This is a genomic window from Streptomyces sp. GL_140, from assembly GCF_057834465.1.
Window position 1 is genome coordinate 1794881 of record NZ_CM174404.1, and the last position, 18376, is coordinate 1813256.

Annotated in this window: 19 protein-coding genes; 6 read left to right on the forward strand and 13 right to left on the reverse strand. The window is 72.1% G+C overall.

The window, feature by feature from the left end; genetic code table 11:
* Nucleotides 1–18: 18 nt before the first annotated feature.
* The 5 genes from AC3IYJ_RS08365 to infC all read right to left on the reverse strand — a co-directional run bounded on the left by AC3IYJ_RS08365 (nucleotide 19) and on the right by infC (nucleotide 3846).
* Nucleotides 19–1257 (reverse strand): sensor histidine kinase, encoded by a 1239-nt coding sequence (locus AC3IYJ_RS08365; protein WP_489400694.1) that lies wholly within the window; start codon nucleotides 1255–1257, stop codon nucleotides 19–21.
* Between the two features lie 55 nt (nucleotides 1258–1312).
* Nucleotides 1313–2173 (reverse strand): TrmH family RNA methyltransferase, encoded by an 861-nt coding sequence (locus AC3IYJ_RS08370; RefSeq protein ID WP_489400695.1) that lies wholly within the window; start codon nucleotides 2171–2173, stop codon nucleotides 1313–1315.
* 117 nt (nucleotides 2174–2290) lie between these two features.
* Nucleotides 2291–2677: a 50S ribosomal protein L20 gene (gene rplT, locus AC3IYJ_RS08375; RefSeq protein ID WP_330295526.1), complete on the reverse strand. Its 387-nt coding sequence runs from the start codon at nucleotides 2675–2677 to the stop codon at nucleotides 2291–2293.
* 103 nt (nucleotides 2678–2780) lie between these two features.
* The gene (gene rpmI / locus AC3IYJ_RS08380) at nucleotides 2781–2975 is read right to left on the reverse strand and encodes a 50S ribosomal protein L35 (RefSeq protein WP_030157249.1); all 195 of its coding nucleotides are present in this window, start codon (nucleotides 2973–2975) and stop codon (nucleotides 2781–2783) included.
* A gap of 103 nt (nucleotides 2976–3078) precedes the next feature.
* Complete coding sequence (gene infC / locus AC3IYJ_RS08385) at nucleotides 3079–3846, reverse strand: translation initiation factor IF-3 (RefSeq protein ID WP_489400696.1); 768 nt, start codon at nucleotides 3844–3846, stop codon at nucleotides 3079–3081.
* 322 nt (nucleotides 3847–4168) lie between these two features.
* Between infC and AC3IYJ_RS08390 the strand changes: the two genes are divergently transcribed.
* Nucleotides 4169–4540, forward strand: coding sequence for a DUF1844 domain-containing protein (locus AC3IYJ_RS08390; RefSeq protein ID WP_371615064.1), 372 nt, complete (start codon nucleotides 4169–4171; stop codon nucleotides 4538–4540).
* Nucleotides 4541–4645: 105 nt separating this feature from the next.
* Here the strand turns inward: AC3IYJ_RS08390 and AC3IYJ_RS08395 are convergent, their stop codons facing one another.
* The 4 genes from AC3IYJ_RS08395 to AC3IYJ_RS08410 form a co-directional block, all read right to left on the reverse strand.
* Nucleotides 4646–5386: an SseB family protein gene (locus tag AC3IYJ_RS08395; protein WP_489400697.1), complete on the reverse strand. Its 741-nt coding sequence runs from the start codon at nucleotides 5384–5386 to the stop codon at nucleotides 4646–4648.
* A gap of 2 nt (nucleotides 5387–5388) precedes the next feature.
* Nucleotides 5389–6639 carry a type VII secretion-associated serine protease mycosin gene (mycP, locus tag AC3IYJ_RS08400; RefSeq protein ID WP_489400698.1) on the reverse strand — a complete coding sequence of 417 codons (1251 nt, stop codon included), beginning with the start codon at nucleotides 6637–6639 and terminating at the stop codon, nucleotides 5389–5391.
* On the reverse strand, nucleotides 6636–7409 hold the full coding sequence (locus AC3IYJ_RS08405; protein ID WP_489400699.1) for a hypothetical protein: 774 nt from the start codon (nucleotides 7407–7409) through the stop codon (nucleotides 6636–6638). Before AC3IYJ_RS08405 ends, mycP begins: the two co-directional genes overlap by 4 nt.
* Before the next feature lie 112 nt (nucleotides 7410–7521).
* Nucleotides 7522–7944, reverse strand: a complete 423-nt coding sequence (locus AC3IYJ_RS08410) for a hypothetical protein (RefSeq protein ID WP_330295531.1) — start codon at nucleotides 7942–7944, stop codon at nucleotides 7522–7524.
* Nucleotides 7945–8165: 221 nt separating this feature from the next.
* On the opposite strand from AC3IYJ_RS08410, the gene AC3IYJ_RS08415 reads away from it, so the two are divergent.
* A complete protein-coding gene (locus AC3IYJ_RS08415) occupies nucleotides 8166–9368 on the forward strand; it encodes an amino acid deaminase/aldolase (RefSeq protein WP_489400700.1) in 1203 nt (400 codons plus the stop codon).
* A 36-nt stretch (nucleotides 9369–9404) separates the two neighbouring features.
* Here AC3IYJ_RS08415 and AC3IYJ_RS08420 read toward each other — a convergent pair whose 3' ends face one another.
* The 4 genes from AC3IYJ_RS08420 to AC3IYJ_RS08435 all read right to left on the reverse strand — a co-directional run bounded on the left by AC3IYJ_RS08420 (nucleotide 9405) and on the right by AC3IYJ_RS08435 (nucleotide 14439).
* Nucleotides 9405–10703 carry a haloacid dehalogenase-like hydrolase gene (locus AC3IYJ_RS08420; protein WP_489400701.1) on the reverse strand — a complete coding sequence of 433 codons (1299 nt, stop codon included), beginning with the start codon at nucleotides 10701–10703 and terminating at the stop codon, nucleotides 9405–9407.
* A gap of 126 nt (nucleotides 10704–10829) precedes the next feature.
* Nucleotides 10830–11624, reverse strand: coding sequence for a 3-oxoacyl-ACP reductase (locus AC3IYJ_RS08425; protein ID WP_489400702.1), 795 nt, complete (start codon nucleotides 11622–11624; stop codon nucleotides 10830–10832).
* Between the two features lie 4 nt (nucleotides 11625–11628).
* Nucleotides 11629–13008: an aldehyde dehydrogenase family protein gene (locus AC3IYJ_RS08430; RefSeq protein WP_489400703.1), complete on the reverse strand. Its 1380-nt coding sequence runs from the start codon at nucleotides 13006–13008 to the stop codon at nucleotides 11629–11631.
* A gap of 51 nt (nucleotides 13009–13059) precedes the next feature.
* Nucleotides 13060–14439 (reverse strand): glutamine synthetase family protein, encoded by a 1380-nt coding sequence (locus tag AC3IYJ_RS08435; RefSeq protein ID WP_489400704.1) that lies wholly within the window; start codon nucleotides 14437–14439, stop codon nucleotides 13060–13062.
* 77 nt (nucleotides 14440–14516) lie between these two features.
* Between AC3IYJ_RS08435 and AC3IYJ_RS08440 the strand changes: the two genes are divergently transcribed.
* The 4 genes from AC3IYJ_RS08440 to AC3IYJ_RS08455 all read left to right on the forward strand — a co-directional run bounded on the left by AC3IYJ_RS08440 (nucleotide 14517) and on the right by AC3IYJ_RS08455 (nucleotide 18290).
* A complete protein-coding gene (locus tag AC3IYJ_RS08440) occupies nucleotides 14517–15263 on the forward strand; it encodes a FadR/GntR family transcriptional regulator (RefSeq protein ID WP_489400705.1) in 747 nt (248 codons plus the stop codon).
* 101 nt (nucleotides 15264–15364) lie between these two features.
* Nucleotides 15365–16852, forward strand: a complete 1488-nt coding sequence (gene eat, locus AC3IYJ_RS08445; protein WP_489400706.1) for an ethanolamine permease — start codon at nucleotides 15365–15367, stop codon at nucleotides 16850–16852.
* A 35-nt stretch (nucleotides 16853–16887) separates the two neighbouring features.
* The gene (locus tag AC3IYJ_RS08450; RefSeq protein ID WP_489400707.1) at nucleotides 16888–17598 is read left to right on the forward strand and encodes a gamma-glutamyl-gamma-aminobutyrate hydrolase family protein; all 711 of its coding nucleotides are present in this window, start codon (nucleotides 16888–16890) and stop codon (nucleotides 17596–17598) included.
* Between the two features lie 116 nt (nucleotides 17599–17714).
* Nucleotides 17715–18290, forward strand: coding sequence for a hypothetical protein (locus AC3IYJ_RS08455; protein ID WP_489400708.1), 576 nt, complete (start codon nucleotides 17715–17717; stop codon nucleotides 18288–18290).
* The last annotated feature ends 86 nt before the right edge of the window (nucleotides 18291–18376 follow it).

Here is an 18376-nt window from a genome sequence, read left to right on the forward strand (position 1 = left end):
GCGGGACGCTCCGCAGGTCTACTGCGTGAGGTACGCCGGGGCGGCGACGGGCAGGATAAATCGGAACTCGGCCCCGCCGCCGGGGCCGCGGCCGACCCTGATGGTGCCGCCGTGGGCTTCCACGATCCCCTTGACGATGTACAGGCCCAGGCCGGTGCCGCCGCGCTTGCTGCCCCGCCAGAAGCGGGTGAAGACGCGGCCCATCGACTCCTCGGGGATCCCGGGGCCCTCATCGGTCACGGTGACGGCGGTTCCCTTCTCGGTCTTCCCCGCGGCATTCGCGAAGCTGGTCGGCGCTACGTCGATGGTGACCGTTCCCTCGCCGTGTCGCACCGCATTTTCGAGCAGGTTACCGAGGATCTGGTCAATTTTGTCCGGGTCCGCCCACAGATCGGGCAGCGGGCGGTTCACGCTCACGAGGAACCGCTCCGGGGCCTGACCGTTCGCGGTGAGCGCCTGGACGTGCCGGCCGACGGCGGTGGCCATGTCGACGGGCTGACGGCGCACCTCCAGCCGGCCCGAGTCGATGCGCGAGATGTCGAGGAGCTCGGCGATGAGCCGGGTGACGCGGTTGGCGTCGGCGTCGACGGTCTCCAGCATCAGCCGCTTCTGGTCGTCGGTGAACCGCTCCCACTTGGCCAGCAGGGTCGCAGTGAACCCCTTGACGGAGGTGAGCGGGGAGCGCAGCTCGTGGGCGACGGTGGCGATCAGCTCGGCATGGCTGCGCTCGGTGCGCCGCCGGGCCTCGGTGCCGCGCAGGGTGACCACGAGGCGGCTCAGCGGGCCCCTGGGGTGCGTGCGCACGTACCGGGCGGAGACCAGCACCTCGCGGCCGCCGGGGAGCAGCAGGTTGCGCTCGGGCTGTCCGCGCCGGGTGAGGAGGCCCCCGTAGGGGTCGGTCAGCGCCCACCAGCGGCGGCCCTCGAGGTCCTCCAGCGGCAGCGCCTGCTCGATGCCCACCCCGATCGCCTCGCCCGCCGGGAGGGCAGTGATGCGCGCGGCGGCGGAGTTGAAGCAGACGACCCGTCCGGTGGCATCGGCGATCACGAGCCCGTCGGGCAGGTCGTCGGGGTCGATCCCGAACCCGGCGAACTCCCCGGGGCCCGGGGAGCCCACGGGGCGTGCGTGCGCGGGGTGGAGGGGCTGCGCGGGCTGTGCGGGCACCCGGCCGGCCCCTGCGCGCTGGGGCGCGGTCGCCAGGACCGGTGTGCCGGCCGCCTTGGCGGACCCCGGCGAACTGTTCGTACCGACGGTCATGTCCCCGTACCCCACATCTCCGAGTACCGCAGTGGGCCCCCGGGCCGCCACATTACTAGCTGGGGGTCACGGAGCGGCACCCTCCGGGCGCCCGCTGTGCACGAGCGGAGGCGTAGAGGCACACGGCGGCGGCCGTCGCGAGGTTCAGGCTCTCGGCCTTGCCGTGGATCGGGACGCGCACCACCGCGTCGGCGAGCGCCCTGGTCTCCTCGGGCAGGCCCCAGGCCTCGTTGCCGAAGATCCAGGCGGAGGGTCCGCCCATGGTGCCCGCGTCCAGCTCGGCGTCGAGGTCCTCGTCACCGGCCCCGTCGGCGGCCAGGATCCGCACGCCGGCCGCGCGCAGCCCCTCGACGGCCTGCTCGACGGGCACGCCGACGGCCACCGGGAGGTGGAAGAGGGAGCCCACGGAGGCCCGTACCGACTTGGGGTTGTAGAGGTCGACAGAGGCGTCGGTCAGCACGACCGCGTCGGCTCCGGCGGCGTCCGCGCAGCGCAGCACCGTACCGGCGTTGCCGGGGTCGCGGACGTGCGCGAGGACGGCGACCAGCTTCGGCCCGGCCTTGAGGATCTCCTCGAAGGGCGAGTCGAGGAAGTGGCAGACGCCCACGAGCCCCTGCGGGGTCACGGTCTGCGAGACCTCGGCGAGTACCTCGTCGGAGGCGTAGTGGACGCGGGCCCCGGCGGCGAGCGCGGCGTCGACGATGTCGGAGTAGCGCTCGGCGGCCTCGACGGTGGCGAACAGCTCGATCAGGGTCGAGGCGCCCTCGGCGCCCCGGTGCTCGACGGCCTCGCGCACGGCCTGCGGGCCCTCGGCGATGAACCGGCGCTCCTTGGTGCGGAAGTTGCGGCGCGCCAGTCGCCTGGCGGCGGCCACCCGGGTGGACCGGGGGGAGATCAGCTCGGCGGGGGTACCCATGGCGGTCGGCTCGCTTCCGTGCGTACTGCGGGTGGAACTCGTCGGACAACGCACCGGACCCGCAGGCGCGAGGCCTGCGGGTCCGGGCAAATTACTGCAGCCTTGAAGGCGTGCTGCTTAGGCAGCGACCTTCGGGGCGTTGACGTCGGCCGGAAGGGCCTTCTGCGCAACCTCGACCAGCGCGGCGAACGCGTTGGCGTCGTTGACGGCCAGCTCGGCGAGGATCTTGCGGTCCACCTCGATGTTGGCGGCCTTCAGACCCTGGATGAGGCGGTTGTACGTCATGCCGTTCTGGCGGGCAGCAGCGTTGATGCGCTGGATCCACAGCTGACGGAAGTCGCCCTTGCGCTTCTTGCGGTCGTTGAAGTTGTAGACCAGCGAGTGGGTGACCTGCTCCTTGGCCTTGCGGTACAGGCGCGAACGCTGACCGCGGTAGCCCTTGGCCGCCTCGAGGATTGCCCGGCGCTTCTTGTGGGCGTTGATTGCCCGCTTGACGCGTGCCACTTTTAACTCCTTGTAGCGGGGCCGTGGTGTTCTTCACACGGCCCGAATTCGATGGGGTCCCGGTCCTGACGTCCCGCTCCCGCGTACGGGGAGCGGAGGGACGTCACTTGCCGAGAAGCTTCTTGATCTTCGCGGCGTCGCCGGGGGCCATCTCCGCGGTGCCGGTCAGGCGGCGGGTGACACGAGACGACTTGTGCTCGAGCAGGTGGCGCTTGCCAGCGCGCTCGCGGAGCACCTTGCCGGAGCCGGTGATCTTGAAGCGCTTCTTGGTCCCGCTGTGCGTCTTGTTCTTCGGCATAGCGCCGTTATCTCCTCGTCGGTGGCGTCCCCACCGGTCCTGCTCGGGACCGGCTCGGGAGCGTCATATTGTGTCGGTGAATCCGAGACGGGCTGCCTCGGAATCAGGCCTCGGCAGGAGCCTCGTGAGAGGCGGCTGCCTCGTCGGGGGCGTCGGTCGCCTCGTCCGAGGCGCCCTCGGCGTCCACGTCCTCGGCTTCGAGTGCCGCGTTCTCGGCCTCGAGGGCGGCGTCGGCGGCCAGGGCCTCGTCACCACTCTCGTCGCTGACCGCGACACCCTGGCGCTCGGCCTTGCGGGCGGCCTGCGCCTCGCGGGCTTCGGCCATCGCCTCGGTCTTCTTCTTGTGCGGACCGAGAACCATGATCATGTTTCGGCCGTCCTGCTTCGGGTTCGACTCGATGAACCCGAGGTCCTCGACGTCCGAAGCGAGACGCTGCAGCAGTCGGTAGCCGAGTTCCGGCCTGGACTGCTCGCGACCACGGAACATGATCGTGATCTTGACCTTGTCGCCCTGCTTGAGGAACCGAACGACGTGACCCTTCTTGGTGTCATAGTCGTGCGGGTCGATCTTCGGCCGGAGCTTCATTTCCTTGATGACCGTGTGCGCCTGGTTCTTGCGCGCCTCACGGGCCTTCATGGCCGACTCGTACTTGAACTTGCCGTAGTCCATGAGCTTGCAGACCGGCGGGCGTGCGGACGCCGCGACCTCGACCAGGTCGAGGTCGTACTCCTGCGCGAGCTCGAGCGCCTTCGCAAGCGGCACGATGCCGACCTGCTCGCCGCTGGGGCCGACGAGTCGTACCTCGGGAACGCGAATCCGGTCGTTGATGCGGGGCTCGGTGCTGATGGATCCTCCTCGGTAGCACCACACGGCTGCCTGGAGGACAGCCGCTGACGTTTTTCCGTCAGACCGACCGCGGCGGGAATGAAAAAAGCCCCGCCGGGCACAGGGAGGGGCTCCAATACAACCGGAGCACCGTCGCGTGCGAACCGCGGGGCGCAGACTCGGGCAGCTTTCCATCGTCCGTACGGAACGATGGATGCCACCTGACCGGTGACCCGCCTCCCGTGAGGGTGGTCGGGTGGGAGAATCGGAGCCTCCACTTGTGGGCCGGGCACATAAGTGTCCGGCCGGTCGAAGTACATACTAGCACCCGCGTTGCAAGCCTGCCGCACGGCATATCGTGTGGCACATGACTGACGCGACGCCCTCCGGTTCCACGCACGAATCCCCCGACTACGACGACATGACCCGCGACATCGCGGACGTGCCGGCGGTCGAGGTCATCACCACGGTGGCCGTCCACCTGCTCAGTGCGGCAGCGGTCAACCTGGGCCTGGACAAGCCGGACTCCGAACACAAGGACCTCGACGAGGCCCGCAAGCTGATTAACGCCCTGGCCGGCCTCGTCACCGCCAGCGCCACCGAGATCAGCTCCTTCCACGCCGCCCCGCTGCGCGACGGCCTGAAGTCCCTCCAGCTCGCCTTCCGCGAGGCCTCGCTGGTGCCGGACGAGCCGGGCCAGGGGCCGGGCGAGAAGTTCACGGGTCCCGTGTACTCGTAACGACCCGCACGGCAGAACGCCGGAGGCACCCGGGAAGGCTCCCGGGTGCCTCTTCTTCTTACGGCGTCCTACGGGGCTTCAGCACTTACGGCGTCCTACGGGGCTTCAGCGCGTGAACAGCGGCTCGCCCGGCGGAACCGGGGCCCCTTCCGGCAGCAGCGCCAGGTCCAGCCCTCCTACGAGGCGTGCGCGCAGGGTCGGGTCACCGGCCAGGGCCTCCGCGACCCGCCGGGCCGCGACCGGAGCCTCGGGACCCGCGGCCAGCACGATGGCCAGGGTGCCGTCGGCGTCCTCGCCGCCGGGGCCCAGGTGGGCGCCGAGCACGGCCGGCTCCGCCGCCACGACGGCCCGTACGGCCTCGCGCACGGCGGGGTCGACCAGCGGCCCGGTGTCGGTGCGGCCCTCGGCCAGCGCGAGCAGCGCCGGGCCGGTGAGCTGGTAGGTGACCGGGCCGGACAGGTCGAGGACGACGGTGTCGGCCTTCTCGTGGGCCGCGGCGGCCAGGGCCTGGTGCAGCGGGACGGCCACCGGGCGGGCGGCCGGGTCCCACAGGGCCAGCGAGGCGATGGAGGTGAAGGCGGGCAGCGCCCGCCGGTCCCCGGCCCGCAGGGTGGGGACGGCCATGTCGCTGGTCTTCTCCCGCTTGAGCCCGGTCTCGGGGTCGGTCTCCACCTCGCCGAGGACGGCGACGACGGGCACCAGGAGGCGGGCGTCCTTCAGCGCGGCCAGCACCTGCGGCTCCGCGCTCCTGTCCTCGGCCCACGCGGCCAGGGCCGCACTCAGCTTGGGGTCGGCGGAGCCGTCGTCGTCGGAGAAGCCTGGGTCCGGAATGTTTTTGTTCGCCACAGTTACCCGACCCTATCCCGCCGCGCGGCCCGGGGCCGCCGGGCCAGTACGCCGGCCACCACGAGCAGCGCCAGCCCCGCTGCGGCTCCCGCCGGAGCGCCCAGGCGGGCGCCGCGCTCGGGGCTGCGCACCGGCTCGGGGCCGGAGCCGAAGTAGGGCTGCCCGGTCGGGACGGGCAGCGGGACCGGCGGTTCGGCGGACAGCGACTCGGCGGCCTGGAGGGCGGCGACGGGGTCCACCATGCCGAAGCCGCGGGAGTCGTCGCGGCCGCCGGCCGGGGAGTCGGAGGCGGTGCTCTCCAGCAGCTTCTTGATCTGCGCCGGGGACAGCCCGGGGTGGGCGGACCTGACCAGGGCGACGGCGCCGGAGACGAAGGCGGAGGCGGCGCTGGTGCCCCAGCCCTCGTAGTAGGAGCGGTCGGGGTCGGCGATGACCACGTCGACCCCGGGGGCGCTGACGGTGGCGTACCAGCTGCGGGTGGAGAAGGGCGCCTTCCTGCCGTTGCGGTCGACGGCCGTGACGGCGATGACCCCCGGGTAGGCGGCCGGGTAGGAGGCGTGGTCGCCCTGTTCGCCGCCGTTGCCGGCTGAGGCGACGACGACGACGCCCTTGGCGAGGGCGTACTGGACGGCCTCGTCCTCGCCCGCCTCGTGGTGGGCGGAGCTGCTGTCGTCGCCGAGGGACAGGTTGATCACGTCGGCGCCGTGGTCGACGGCCCAGCGGATGCCCTCGGCGAGGGCGCCGCCCTTGCTGTCGCGGGCCTTGGCCCGGCCGGGGTCGCCCTCCTCCAGGATCACGCGGACCGGGAGGATCTTGGCCTGGGGGGCGATGCCGAAGACGCCCTGGCGGCGGTTGGGGCCGTGGCCGTGCCCGGCGATGATCCCGGCCATGGCGGTGCCGTGCCGGGCCCAGGCGCGGTCCCCGGGGCCCGCGCCCATGCCGACGAGGTCGGTGCCGTCCAGGACCTGGCCGGCCAGGTCGGGGTGGGTGGAGTCGACCCCGGTGTCCAGGACGGCGACGGTGACCCCCTTGCCCCGGGTGGTGCCCCAGGCCTCCTCGGCGCGCAGGGCGATCAGGCCCCACTGGCGGTCGCGGACGGCGTCGGCGGCGGCCGGGGGCGCGGCGACGGCGACGAGGAGGGCTCCGAATGCGATCCCCGCGGCGGCCGCACGCCGGCGCACCGGCCCGGCTGCGGAGCGGCTCACCGGCTCGGCTGCGGAGCGGCTCACCGGCTCGGCTCCCGGGCGGCTCATCGGGCCGGTTCCGGGGCGGGCGGGGCTGCGAGGGCCCGTACGGCGCGCGCCAGTTGATCGGTGACGGCCTTGGCCTCGTGGCCGAGGCCCGCCTGGGCCACGGCTCCGGTGGCGTCCTTGGCCATCGTGTCCTCGGCGGGGCGGGGGGCGTCCAGGATCCGGCCGTCGGTGAACGCGGAGACTCCGTAGACGACGACGGGGGCCTCGGGCAGCACGGAGGCGGTCCAGGCGGCGCGCCGGTCGTCGGGGAATCCGTAGCCGGGCGGGGCGGTGAGCCGGCCGCGCAGGGAGTTCATGGCGGCGGCGTCGCCGGGGGTGAAGACCATGCCGGCGGTGACGAGCGAGCTGCGGGTGGCGTCTGTGTAGGTGGCCCGGAGCACGCGGGTGCAGCCGGCTCCGGCGAGCAGGGCCTGCCAGTCGGCGCCGAGGGCGGCGGGGCAGTCGGCGTCGGGGGCGAGGGCGATACGGGTCCACGTGCGGTCGGCGCCGCCGGGCCCGGCGTCGTCCCCGGTGAGGACGGGCGGGAAGAGGGCGTCGACGGGGGTCTCGTGCCAGAGGGAGGCGGCCTTGAGGTAGGCGGCTCCGGCGGCCAAGGGGCGGTGCTTCGCGCGGTGTTCGGCGACGGCCGTGCAACCGGCGGCTCCGGTCAGACCGAGGCCCAGGAGGCCGCACACCACGGCTGCGAACACCCTTGCGGGCCGCCGCCGGGGCGGGGCAGGGGGCCGGTCGGGCGCGGCCAGGACCTCGCCGTGCGGTGTGGACGTGCTCATCCGGCGGCTCCGCCCCCCGTTCCGTACGGCTGCCTGCCCACAACCTTACGCGCCCGCCCGCGCGGACCCGCCTGCGCGGGCCGCGGGGACGGCGCTGCGCCGGGCGGTGCGACTACTGGGCGATCTGATTGCCCCTCAGCGCCGGTACGAACTGGTCGAGCTCATTGCGCCAGTACCGGTTGATGTTCAGGCGCGTCGGCTTCTCGTCGCCCGGGAAGAGGAAGCGCAGGGAGGACCACAGGGTGTTGCGGTTCACGTCGGTGACCTTGTCACGGGCCTCGGCGAGCGGGATGACGTGCACGAGCTCCTTGGGGCGGTTGCTGACCCGGGAGGCGCGGTGGACGACGACGACCTGCTCGGTCAGGGTGACGAAGTAGTACTTCACGAAGAGCTGGCCGATCAGGCCGAGCTCGTTCATCAGCCAGGGGCTCGGGCCGGTGATGGTGTGGAAGGTGACCACCGGACGGTCGGTCGGCTCGATCTCGCGGATGGCCTGTGCGACCTGCTCCTGCATGGTGGACTTACGGATCGCCATCTGGCGCTTCCCCCTGAGTAGTGACTCCCCGCCGGACATCGGCCGGGGACGGGCGACAGTAGTCACATTCGAACGACTGTCTCAACGGCCAAAACGGGCATCCACTGGTCGAGACCAAATTTTGACCCGACCGTCACCTGGGGGCCCTGACCTGGCCCGGAGCCCGGGAACCCCGCCCACCCCCCTACCCACGGGTACACCCATCTGGCAGGCTGCCGCCCATGAACTCCCCCGCCGCCGATCGGGCCCGATACGACCGGGCCACCGCGCACCTCGACGCCCCGCTCGCCCTCGTGGACCTGGAGGCGTTCGACGCCAACGCCGACGACCTGGTCCGCCGGGCCGGCGGGAAGCCGATCCGGGTGGCCAGCAAGTCCGTACGGTGCCGTGTGCTGCTCGAACGGGTCCTGGCCCGGCCCGGGTTCGCCGGGATCATGTCGTACACCCTCGGCGAATCGATCTGGCTGGCCCGCTCCGGGTTCGAGGACGTGCTGCTGGCCTACCCGTCGGCCGACCGGGCCGGCTTCGCCGAGCTCGCGGCCGATCCGAAGCTGGCCGGCGCGGTGACCGTGATGATCGACGACATCGCCCAGCTGGAGCTCATCGACCGGGCCCGCGACGGCGGGACGCAGGAGATCCGGGTCTGCCTGGAGCTGGACACCGCCCTGCAGCTCCTCGGCGGCAAGGTGCGCGTCGGCGCCCGCCGCTCCCCGCTGCGCGAACCGGCCCAGCTGGCCGCGCTCGCCCGCGCGGTGGTCTCCCGGCCCGGCTTCCGGGTCGTCGGACTGATGGGCTACGAGGGCCACGTGGCCGGGGTCGGCGACTCGCTCGCCGGGCGTCCGGTGCGCTCGCGCGTCATCCGGCTGATGCAGGGCGCCGCCCGCAAAGAGCTGGCCGCCCGCCGGGCCGAGGCCGTACGGGCCGTGCGCGCCGTGGTCCCGGACCTGGAGTTCGTCAACGGGGGCGGCACCGGCAGCGTGCAGCAGACCGCCGCCGAGGACGCGGTCACGGAGATCGCCGCCGGTTCGGGGCTCTACGTACCGCGACTTTTCGACAACTACACCTCCTTCAGCGGCCGGCCCGCGGCGCTGTTCGCCCAGCCGGTGGTGCGCCGGCCCGGCGTCGGGGTGGTGACGGTGCTCGGCGGCGGCTATCCGGCCTCCGGGGCGCCCGGCCCGGACCGGCTGCCGGTCCCGTACCTCCCGCAGGGCCTGCGCTACGACCCCCAGGAGGGGGCGGGCGAGGTGCAGACCCCGCTGCTCGGCAGCCCGGCCGACGATCTGCTGATCGGCGACCGGGTCTGGTTCCGGCACGCGAAGGCCGGCGAGCTGTGCGAGCGCTTCGACGAGCTGCACCTCGTCGAGGGCGACCGGGTGACGGCCACCGCACCGACCTACCGGGGCGAGGGCCGCACCTTCCTGTGACCGGACCGGTCTATCGGTCCGGTCTACCGGGCCGGTCTAGTAGACGGTGTCCGTCTGGTCGGGGATGACGCTCGTGTCACCCCGCAGGACGGGTCCCGCGGTGCCGTCGCGGCCGGTGAAGCCGGTGGTGGCGCACGGGTAGGCGGCCGCCTTCTGCTTCTTCGGCTGGATGAACATCGGGTTCACGATCCACTTGCCGTCGCTGTTGTCGTACGCACGGCACATCAGCTCGTTCTTGTTGCGGTTGACGACGAGCCGCAGCGCGGTCGCGTCGCGCAGGAACGTGACGTCGGTGTCGGAGTCGCCCGCGGCGAACACCTGGCGGCGGGCGGCCGGCTGGACCTTCTCGGCCGCGGCGCCGCGGACCCCGAAGACCTGCTTGTTGATCCAGCAGCGCTTGCCGTCCACGTAGGTGATCATCGTGTCCTCGCCGTCCTTGACGGACCCGCAGCCCTGGAGGTGGGAGGTGAACTTCCCGCCGCCCGTGGTGGTGTTGCGGATGCCGATGACGTGCGAGGGGTCCACGCCGACGCCCTTGGCCCACACCTCGACGACCGGCTGCGGCGAGGCCGAGCTGATCCAGACGTCGAAGCCGGCCTTCTGCAGACCGGCGATGAGGTCCTTCTGCTGGTCGTAGTAGCGCACCCAGCCGGTGGCGGTGGCGGAGCCGACCTGCTGCTTGGCATCGACCGGCGCGGCCAGGTTCTCGCTCTGCGCGGCGGCGGCGAAGGAGCGGATCTCGCGGGCGGTCCAGCCCTGCATGAGCTGTGGCAGCCAGGCGTAGGCGGGCTCGATGGTCCGGTGGTCCCAGCCGGCGAAGGCAGGGGCGGCCGAGCGGGTCGCGGCGGTGCCGTAGACGGCCAGGAGCTCGTCGGCGCAGCCGACGCCCTCGGGGGCGCCGGTGGGCAGCGGGGCTCCGGGCTTCGCGAGGGCCCCGCAGGCCTCGGCCAGGGCCTTGGCGGCGGCCGGGGTCAGGTAGCGGCTGGTGGTGGTCCAGTCGCCCTTGGCGGGCTGGCGGATCCTGCCGTTGCGCAGCAGCCAGTACATGGTCGCGTCGCCGACGTCGTTCTTGACGACGGTGTTGTCCCAGTCGAAGACGGCGACGGGCTTGTTGCGGCTGGGCCGGTACGGGTTGCACTTGCCGTACTCGTCGATGAGCTGCTGGAGCCGGGCCTGGTTGTCCCCGTACCAGCCGGCCTTGAGCTGCGGGGTGGTACACGGGGCGCCGGGGCGGGCCGCCTGGGCGGCGGGTGCGGCGGCCACGAGGGTGCCGGCGGCTATCGCGACGGCGGCGCCGACGGCCTGGAGCCGTCGGACGGTGTCGAGTCGGGTCACTGAGGTGGACACTCCTGATTCCTACGAAGATCATCTCGGACGCTAGAGCACGACAGCCGGGCGTCGTGCGACGCCCGGCTGTCGGGGGGATGGCTTGCGGGTGAACGCCCGGTGGGGCCGTGGGGCCTACAGGGGCGTGACGTACGCGCCGGAGATGCCGCCGTCGACCAGGAAGTCGGTGGCGTTGATGAAGGAGGAGTCGTCGCTGGCGAGGAAGGCGACGGCCGCGGCGATCTCGGTGGGCTCGGCGAACCGGCCCAGCGGGATGTGCACGATGCGGCGGGCGGCCCGCTCGGGGTCCTTGGCGAACAGCTCCTGGAGGAGCGGGGTGTTGACGGGCCCCGGGCAGAGCGCGTTGACGCGGATGCCCTCGCGGGCGAACTGCACGCCGAGCTCGCGGGACATGGCGAGCACGCCGCCCTTGGAGGCGGTGTACGAGATCTGCGAGGTGGCGGCGCCCATCCGGGCGACGAAGGAGGCGGTGTTGATGATCGAGCCGCGGCCCTGGCGCTGCATGTAGGGCAGGGCGGCCTTGCAGCACAGGTACACGGAGGTGAGGTTGACGTCCTGGACGCGCTTCCAGGCCTCCAGGCCGGTGGTGAGGATGGAGTCGTCGTCCGGCGGCGAGATGCCGGCGTTGTTGAAGGCGATGTCGACCGAGCCGTAGGTGTCGAAGGCCGTCTTGAACAGGGCCTCGACCTCCTCCGGGCTGGTGACGTCCACCTTCACGAAGGTGCCGCCGACCTCTTCGGCCGCGGCCTTGCCGGCGGTCTCGTCGATGTCGCCGCAGACGACGTTGGCTCCCTCGGAGGCCAGCCGGCGGGCGGTGGCGAGGCCGATGCCGCTGCCGGCTCCGGTGATGACGGCGGTGCGGCCGACCAGGCGGCGGCAGACGGTCTCTTCGGCGTTCTGAGTGGTCATGGGGTCAGGCCTCCGTACTGATGAAGACGTTCTTGGTCTCGGTGAATGCGGTGAGGGCGTCGGGTCCGAGCTCGCGGCCGAGCCCGGACTGCTTGTACCCCCCGAAGGGGGTCCAGTAGCGGACGCTGCTGTGGGAGTTGACCGACAGGTTGCCGGCGGCGACGGCGCGCGAGACGCGCAGCGCGCGGCCGATGTCGCGGGTCCACAGGGATCCGGAGAGGCCGTATTCGGTGGCGTTGGCCAGGCGTACGGCGTCCTCCTCGTCCTCGAAGGGCAGGACGACGGCCACGGGGCCGAAGACCTCCTCGGCGGCGACGGGGGCGTCGGGGCCGACTCCGGTGACGAGGGTCGGCGGGAACCAGAAGCCCGGCCCCTCGGGGGCGTTGCCGCGGATCGCCGTGAGGTCGTCGGTGACGTAGGACCGTACGCGGTCCAGTTGCACCCGCGAGATCAGCGGACCCATCTGCGTCTTCTCGTCGGACGGGTCCCCGACGACCACGTTCTCGATCCCGGGGGCCAGCAGCTCCATGAACCGGTCGTACGCGGAGCGCTGTACGAGGATCCGGGTGCGGGCGCAGCAGTCCTGCCCGGTGTTGTCCAGGAAGGACATCGGCGCGGCCGCCGCGGCCGCCTCCAGGTCCGCGTCGGCGAAGACGATGTTGGGGCTCTTGCCGCCGAGTTCGAGGGTGACCCGCTTCACCCGGTCGGCGCACTTGGCCATGATCCGCTTGCCGACGGCGGTGGAACCCGTGAAGACGATCTTCGCCACGCCCGGGTGCTCGACGAGGGCGTCGCCCGCGACGGCGCCCCGGCCCGGCAGCACCTGGAAGAGGTGCTCGGGCAGTCCGGCCTCCAGGGCGAGGTCGGCGAGGCGCAGCGCGGTGAGCGGGGTGGTCTCGGCGGGCTTGACGATGACCGCGTTGCCCGCGGCCAGGGCCGGGGCCGCGCCCCAGGCGGCGATCGGCATCGGGAAGTTCCACGGGGCGATCACGCCGATGACGCCGAGGGGTTCGAGGAAGGTGACGTCGATGCCGCCGGCGACCGGGATCTGCCGGCCGGAGAGCCTCTCGACTCCCCCGGCGGCGAATTCGAGCAGGTCACGGACGTTGCCGGCTTCCCAGCGGGCGTTGCCGATGGTGTGGCCCGCCTCGCGGACCTCCAGCCGGGCCAGTTCCTCGATGTTCGCGTCGACCACGGCGGCGAAGCGGCGCAGCAGTCTCGCCCGGTCGGCGGGGGCCGCCGCCGCCCAGATCCGCTGGGCCGCGGCGGCCCGCGCGACGGCGGCGTCGACGTCGTCCCGTGTGGCGGCCGGGACGAGGGCGACGATTTCCTCGGTGGCCGGGTTCAGCACTTCCAGCTGGAAGGGGGCCAGCGCATCGGACACGTGGTGCCTCTCAGACGTTCGGGTGCGGTGGGTGGAGCCGGTGGAGCGGGTTTACAGGCGTTCGAAGGAGCGGCGCAGCTCCCAGTCGGTCACCGCGGAGTCGTACGCGTCCAGTTCGACGCGGGCCATGTTCCGGTAGTGGGCGACGACTTCGGGGCCGAAGGCGGCCTTCGCGATCTCGCTGTTCTCCCAGAGCTCGGCGGCCTCGCGCAGGGTGGTGGGAACGTGCGCGAAGTCGGCGGTGTAGGCGTTGCCGGCGCAGGGCTCGGGCAGTTCCAGACGGTTCTCGATGCCGTAGAGCCCGGCCGCGACCAGGCCCGCGACGGCGAGGTACGGGTTGACGTCACCGCCGGGGAGGCGGTTCTCGAAGCGCATGGAGCGGCCGTGGCCGACGACGCGCAGCGCGCAGGTCCGGTTGTCCACGCCCCAGGCGACTGCGGTCGGCGCGAAGGATCCCGGCCTGAAACGCTTGTACGAGTTGATGTTGGGGGCGTAGAGAAGGGAGAAGTCGCGCAGCGCGGCGAGCTGGCCGGCCAGGAAGTGGCGCATCACCGGTGACATACCGCCGTGGGCGTGCGCGTCCGGGCCCTCCCCGGCCATCGCATTGCGTCCGTCTGCGTCGCCCAGCGAGAGGTGAATGTGACAGGAGTTGCCCTCGCGCTCGTCGTACTTGGCCATGAAGGTGAGCGAGACGCCCTCCTGGGCGGCGATCTCCTTAGCGCCGGTCTTGTAGACGGCGTGCTGGTCGCAGGTGGTCAGCGCCTCGTCGTAGCGGAAGGCGATCTCGTGCTGCCCCAGGTTGCACTCGCCCTTGGCCGACTCGACGATCAGGCCGGCGGCCTGCATCTCGTTGCGGATGCGGCGCAGCAGGGGTTCGATGCGGCCGGTCCCGAGGACGGAGTAGTCGATGTTGTACTGGTTGGCGGGGGTCAGGCCGCGGTAGTTGGAGTTCCAGGCCGCCTCGTAGGTGTCCTGGAAGACCATGAACTCCAGTTCCGTGCCCACCATCGCGGTGTAGCCGTGATCGGCGAGCCGCTCCAGCTGGCGGCGCAGGATCTGGCGGGGCGCGGCGACCACGGGCGAGCCGTCGTTCCAGGCGAGGTCGGCCAGGATGAAGGCGCTGCCCGGGTTCCAGGGGATCCGGCGCAGGGTGGCGAGGTCGGGGTGCATGGCGAAGTCGCCGTAGCCCCGGTCCCAGGAGGACATCTCGTACCCGTCGACGGTGTTCATGTCCGTGTCGACGGCGAGGAGGTAGTTGCAGCCCTCGGTGCCGTGCGCGAGGACCTCGTCGAGGAAGAACTGTGCGGCGAACCGCTTGCCCTGGAGCCGCCCCTGCATGTCGGGGAAGGCCAGGACCACTGTGTCGATCTCACCGCTCGCGACGAGAGCACGGAGCTCTTCGGGCGAAAGCGGCGGCTTGCGGTCTACCACGGGAATCTCTCCTTCGGTGAGCCGAGGAGGCCTAAGGTATTGAACAGAACCATTGCTTGGGAAGGGGAGGAGTTCATATGACCGACACGATCGGCGAAGACGGCGCGATCTCGCGGCTCAATCCCGTACTGCGTCAGGTGCGGGCGGGCAACGGTTTCGAGGAGGCGCTGGAGCAGATCCTCCAGGTGGTCCGGCTCGGCCTGGTACCGGGCGGGGAACGGCTGCCGCCCGAGCGCGAGCTGGCCGAGCGGATGGGGATCAGCCGGGTCACGCTCCGCGAGGTGCTCAAGGTGCTCCAGGACCAGGGCCTGGTGGAGGCCCGGCGCGGGCGGTACGGCGGAACGTTTGTGCTGCACCGCCCCGACACCCCGGCCGGGGGCGCCGAGGAGGAGCTGCGGCGGCGGGTCGCCGGTGTGGACATCGAGGACGTACTGCGCTTCCGCGAGGTCCTGGAGGTCGGCGCGGCCGGCCTGTGCGCCTCCCAGGGGCTCCCGGAGAAGGACGTCGAGCGACTGCTGGCCGCACTGACCGCCACCCACGACGCCCCGCTGTCCGACTACCGCCGCCAGGACACGCTCTTCCACCTCACCCTGTGCGAACTGGCCGGATCCGCCACCCTGACGGCCCAGTACGCGGCCGTCCGGGCCACCGTGAACGACCTGCTCGACTGCATCCCGCTGCTGGTGCGCAACCTGGAGCACTCCCAGCAGCAGCACAGCGTGCTGGTGGAGGCGGTGCTGGAGCGGGACGCGGACGCGGCGCGCGAGGTGATGCGCGAACACTGCTGCGGCACGGCGGCGCTGCTGCGGGGTTTCCTGGCCTGAGAGAGACATTCGTAACCCCCGTTTAACGCAGGGGTCTTGCGCCCGCCACTCCCGAACGGCAAAGGTACGCCCCACAACCATTGCCCTAGGCAGGAGCGCACATGGCCGACGACACCGGCGCACGGCTGGCAGCCGTGCCCGAACCCACCACGTCCTTGGACAACGCATCCCCCGGGAACGGCGGCGACGGCTACCTGGAACGCCGCACCCTGCGCCGCGGCAGCGCCGGCTGGCTGCTGCTGACCGGTCTCGGCGTCGCGTACGTGGTCTCCGGCGACTTCTCCGGCTGGAACGTCGGCCTCGCCCAAGGCGGTTTCGGCGGCCTCGCCATCGCCACCGTCCTGATGGGCGCGATGTACGCGTGCCTCGTCTTCTCCCTCGCCGAGCTCTCGGCGATCCTGCCCACCGCGGGCGGCGGCTACGGCTTCGCCCGCCGCGCGCTGGGCACCTGGGGCGGCTTCCTCACCGGCACCGCGATCCTCATCGAGTACATACTGGCCCCGGCCGCCATCGCCATCTTCATCGGCGACTACGTCGAATCCCTGAACCTCTTCGGCCTCACCTCCGGCTGGCCCGTCTACCTCGCCTGTTTCGCGATCTTCATCGGCATCCACCTCTGGGGCGTCGGCGAGGCCCTGACCTTCTCCTTCATCGTCACGGCCATCGCCGTGACCGCCCTGATCGTCTTCGCGATCGGCGCCTTCACCGAGTTCGACCCGGCCAACCTCGACAACATCGCCGTCGACACGACGGCCGCGGGCGCGAGCTCCTGGCTGCCGCTGGGCTTCCTCGGCATCTGGGCCGCGTTCCCCTTCGGCATGTGGTTCTTCCTCGGCGTCGAAGGCGTCCCGCTGGCCGCCGAGGAGGCCAAGGACCCGGTCCGGTCCATGCCGCGCGCCCTGTCGATCTCCATGGGCATCCTCATCCTCCTCGCCCTGATCACCTTCCTCGCCTCCACCGGTGCCCGCGGGGCCGACGCGATCAAGGACGCCGGCAACCCGCTCGTCGTCGCCCTGGAGGGGAACTCCGAGCTCTCCTGGCTGAAGACCTTCGTCAACTACGCGGGCCTGGCCGGACTCGTGGCCTCCTTCTTCTCCCTCATCTACGCCGGCTCCCGCCAGCTGTTCGCCCTCTCCCGCGCGGGCTACCTGCCGCGCTTCCTGTCCCTGACCTCGAAGCGCAAGGCCCCGTACCTGGGCCTGCTCATCCCCGGCGCCATCGGCTTCGCACTCGCCGCCGCCACCGGCAACGGCCCGCGCATGCTCAACATCGCCGTGTTCGGCGCGACCATCTCCTACGCCCTGATGGCCCTCTCCCACATCGTGCTGCGCCGTCGCGAACCGGGCCTGGAGCGCCCGTACCGCACCCCGGGCGGCATCGCGACCTCCTCGGTGGCCTTCGTCCTCGCCATCTCGGCCCTCGTCGCTACATTCCTGGTGGACAAGGACGCGGCATTCATCGCGCTGGCCGTGTACGCCGTCGCCCTCGCCTACTTCGCGTTCTACAGTCGGCACCACCTGGTGGCCTCCGCGCCCGAGGAGGAGTTCGCGGCGCTGGCGGAAGCCGAGGCCGAGCTGTCCCGCGACTGATCCCGCCGTCCCCTTCCCCCCTGGAGGTAAGAACCGTGCCCAGGCCGCTCATCGGCATCACCACCTACGTCGAGGCATCCACCCGCTACGGCGTGTGGAACGTCCCGACCGCCCTCGTCCCCACCGGGTACTACGAGCTCGTCCAGGCCTCGGGCGGCACGGCCGTGCTGCTGCCGCCGGACGAACCGGAGGTGGCGCGGGAGGTACTGAGCCGACTGGACGGCCTGGTCGTCGCGGGCGGCCCGGACGTGGACCCGGTCCGCTACGGGGCTCCGCGCGATCCCCGTACGGGCCCGCCCGCCACCCAGCGCGACGAGTGGGAACTCGCCCTGATCACCGCCGCCCTGTCCTCCCGGACCCCCCTCCTCGGGATCTGCCGGGGCATGCAGGCCCTGAACGTGGCCCTGGGCGGGACGCTGATCCAGCACATCGACGGGCACGTCGCGGGCGACGGAATCGTCTCCTGGCACCCGGTCCGCCCGGTCCCGGGCACCCGCTACGCGGCCCTGGTCCCGGAGGAGTCGGAGGTCCCCACCTACCACCACCAGTGCGTGGCAAGCCTGGGCGAGGGCCTGATCGCCTCGTCCCACGCGGTGGACGGCACGATCGAGTCCATCGAACTCGAAGACCCCTCCCGCTGGGTCCTGGGCGTCCAGTGGCACCCGGAACGCGACAAGGACACCCGCGTGATGTCCGCCCTCGTCACGGCTGCCTCCGCGCCGGCGCTCTGCTCCACTCCTGACTGACCGGCCGTCACCCGCCGGCGCCGGCACCGGCATCCCGGAGCCTCTTCCCGCGCGCACCGCCCTCCCGGACCGCCCGGAGGGTGGTGCGCGCGGACGTGGGCGCCGATCCTGTGGGAATGGACGACACGGGAACGACGGTGTACCGCTGGCGGGTTGGGCACGAGAAGCCGTGGATCTTCGAGGCAGGGGCGATACCCCTCGGCGTGCTGGCACCGCTGGCGGTCCTGTGCGCCTTCGTCTCGCCGGACGCGGCCTTCCTGATCGGGCTCTACCCCCTCTTCGCCACCGGATACTCGGGACGGCGCTGGGTCCGCACGTGGCGGTCGGTCGTCGAAGTGCGCATCGAGACGGGCGCCCGCCCCCGGCTGCTGCTCCGCCTGCGGTACGGACGCACCCGCGCCTACCCGCTGGACGCGCTCACCGCGGTGCGCCCGCTCCAGGTCGGGCTCGTCTCCCGGGTCCTGGTGGAGCCGGGAGAGGACGACGAGCGGACCGAAACCGACGAAATGGTGCTGCTCCTGGAACTGGGGAAGGCGGCCCACACCACGTACGCGGCCCCGCACGTCTCCTCGGCCACCGTCGGGCCGCTGGTGGAGAAGCTGCGCCGCGCGTGCCCGCGGGCCGTCATGGCCGCGACCGAGGACCGCATGCGCCACGCCGTCGACGTCGAACGGGGCATGTCCCCGGGCTGACCCCGGCCCTGCGGGGCAGGCCCGCGACGGCGGTCCGGAGCCCGTCCACGCGGACGCCGGCCCCCGCGCAGGCCCCGTCCGAAGGC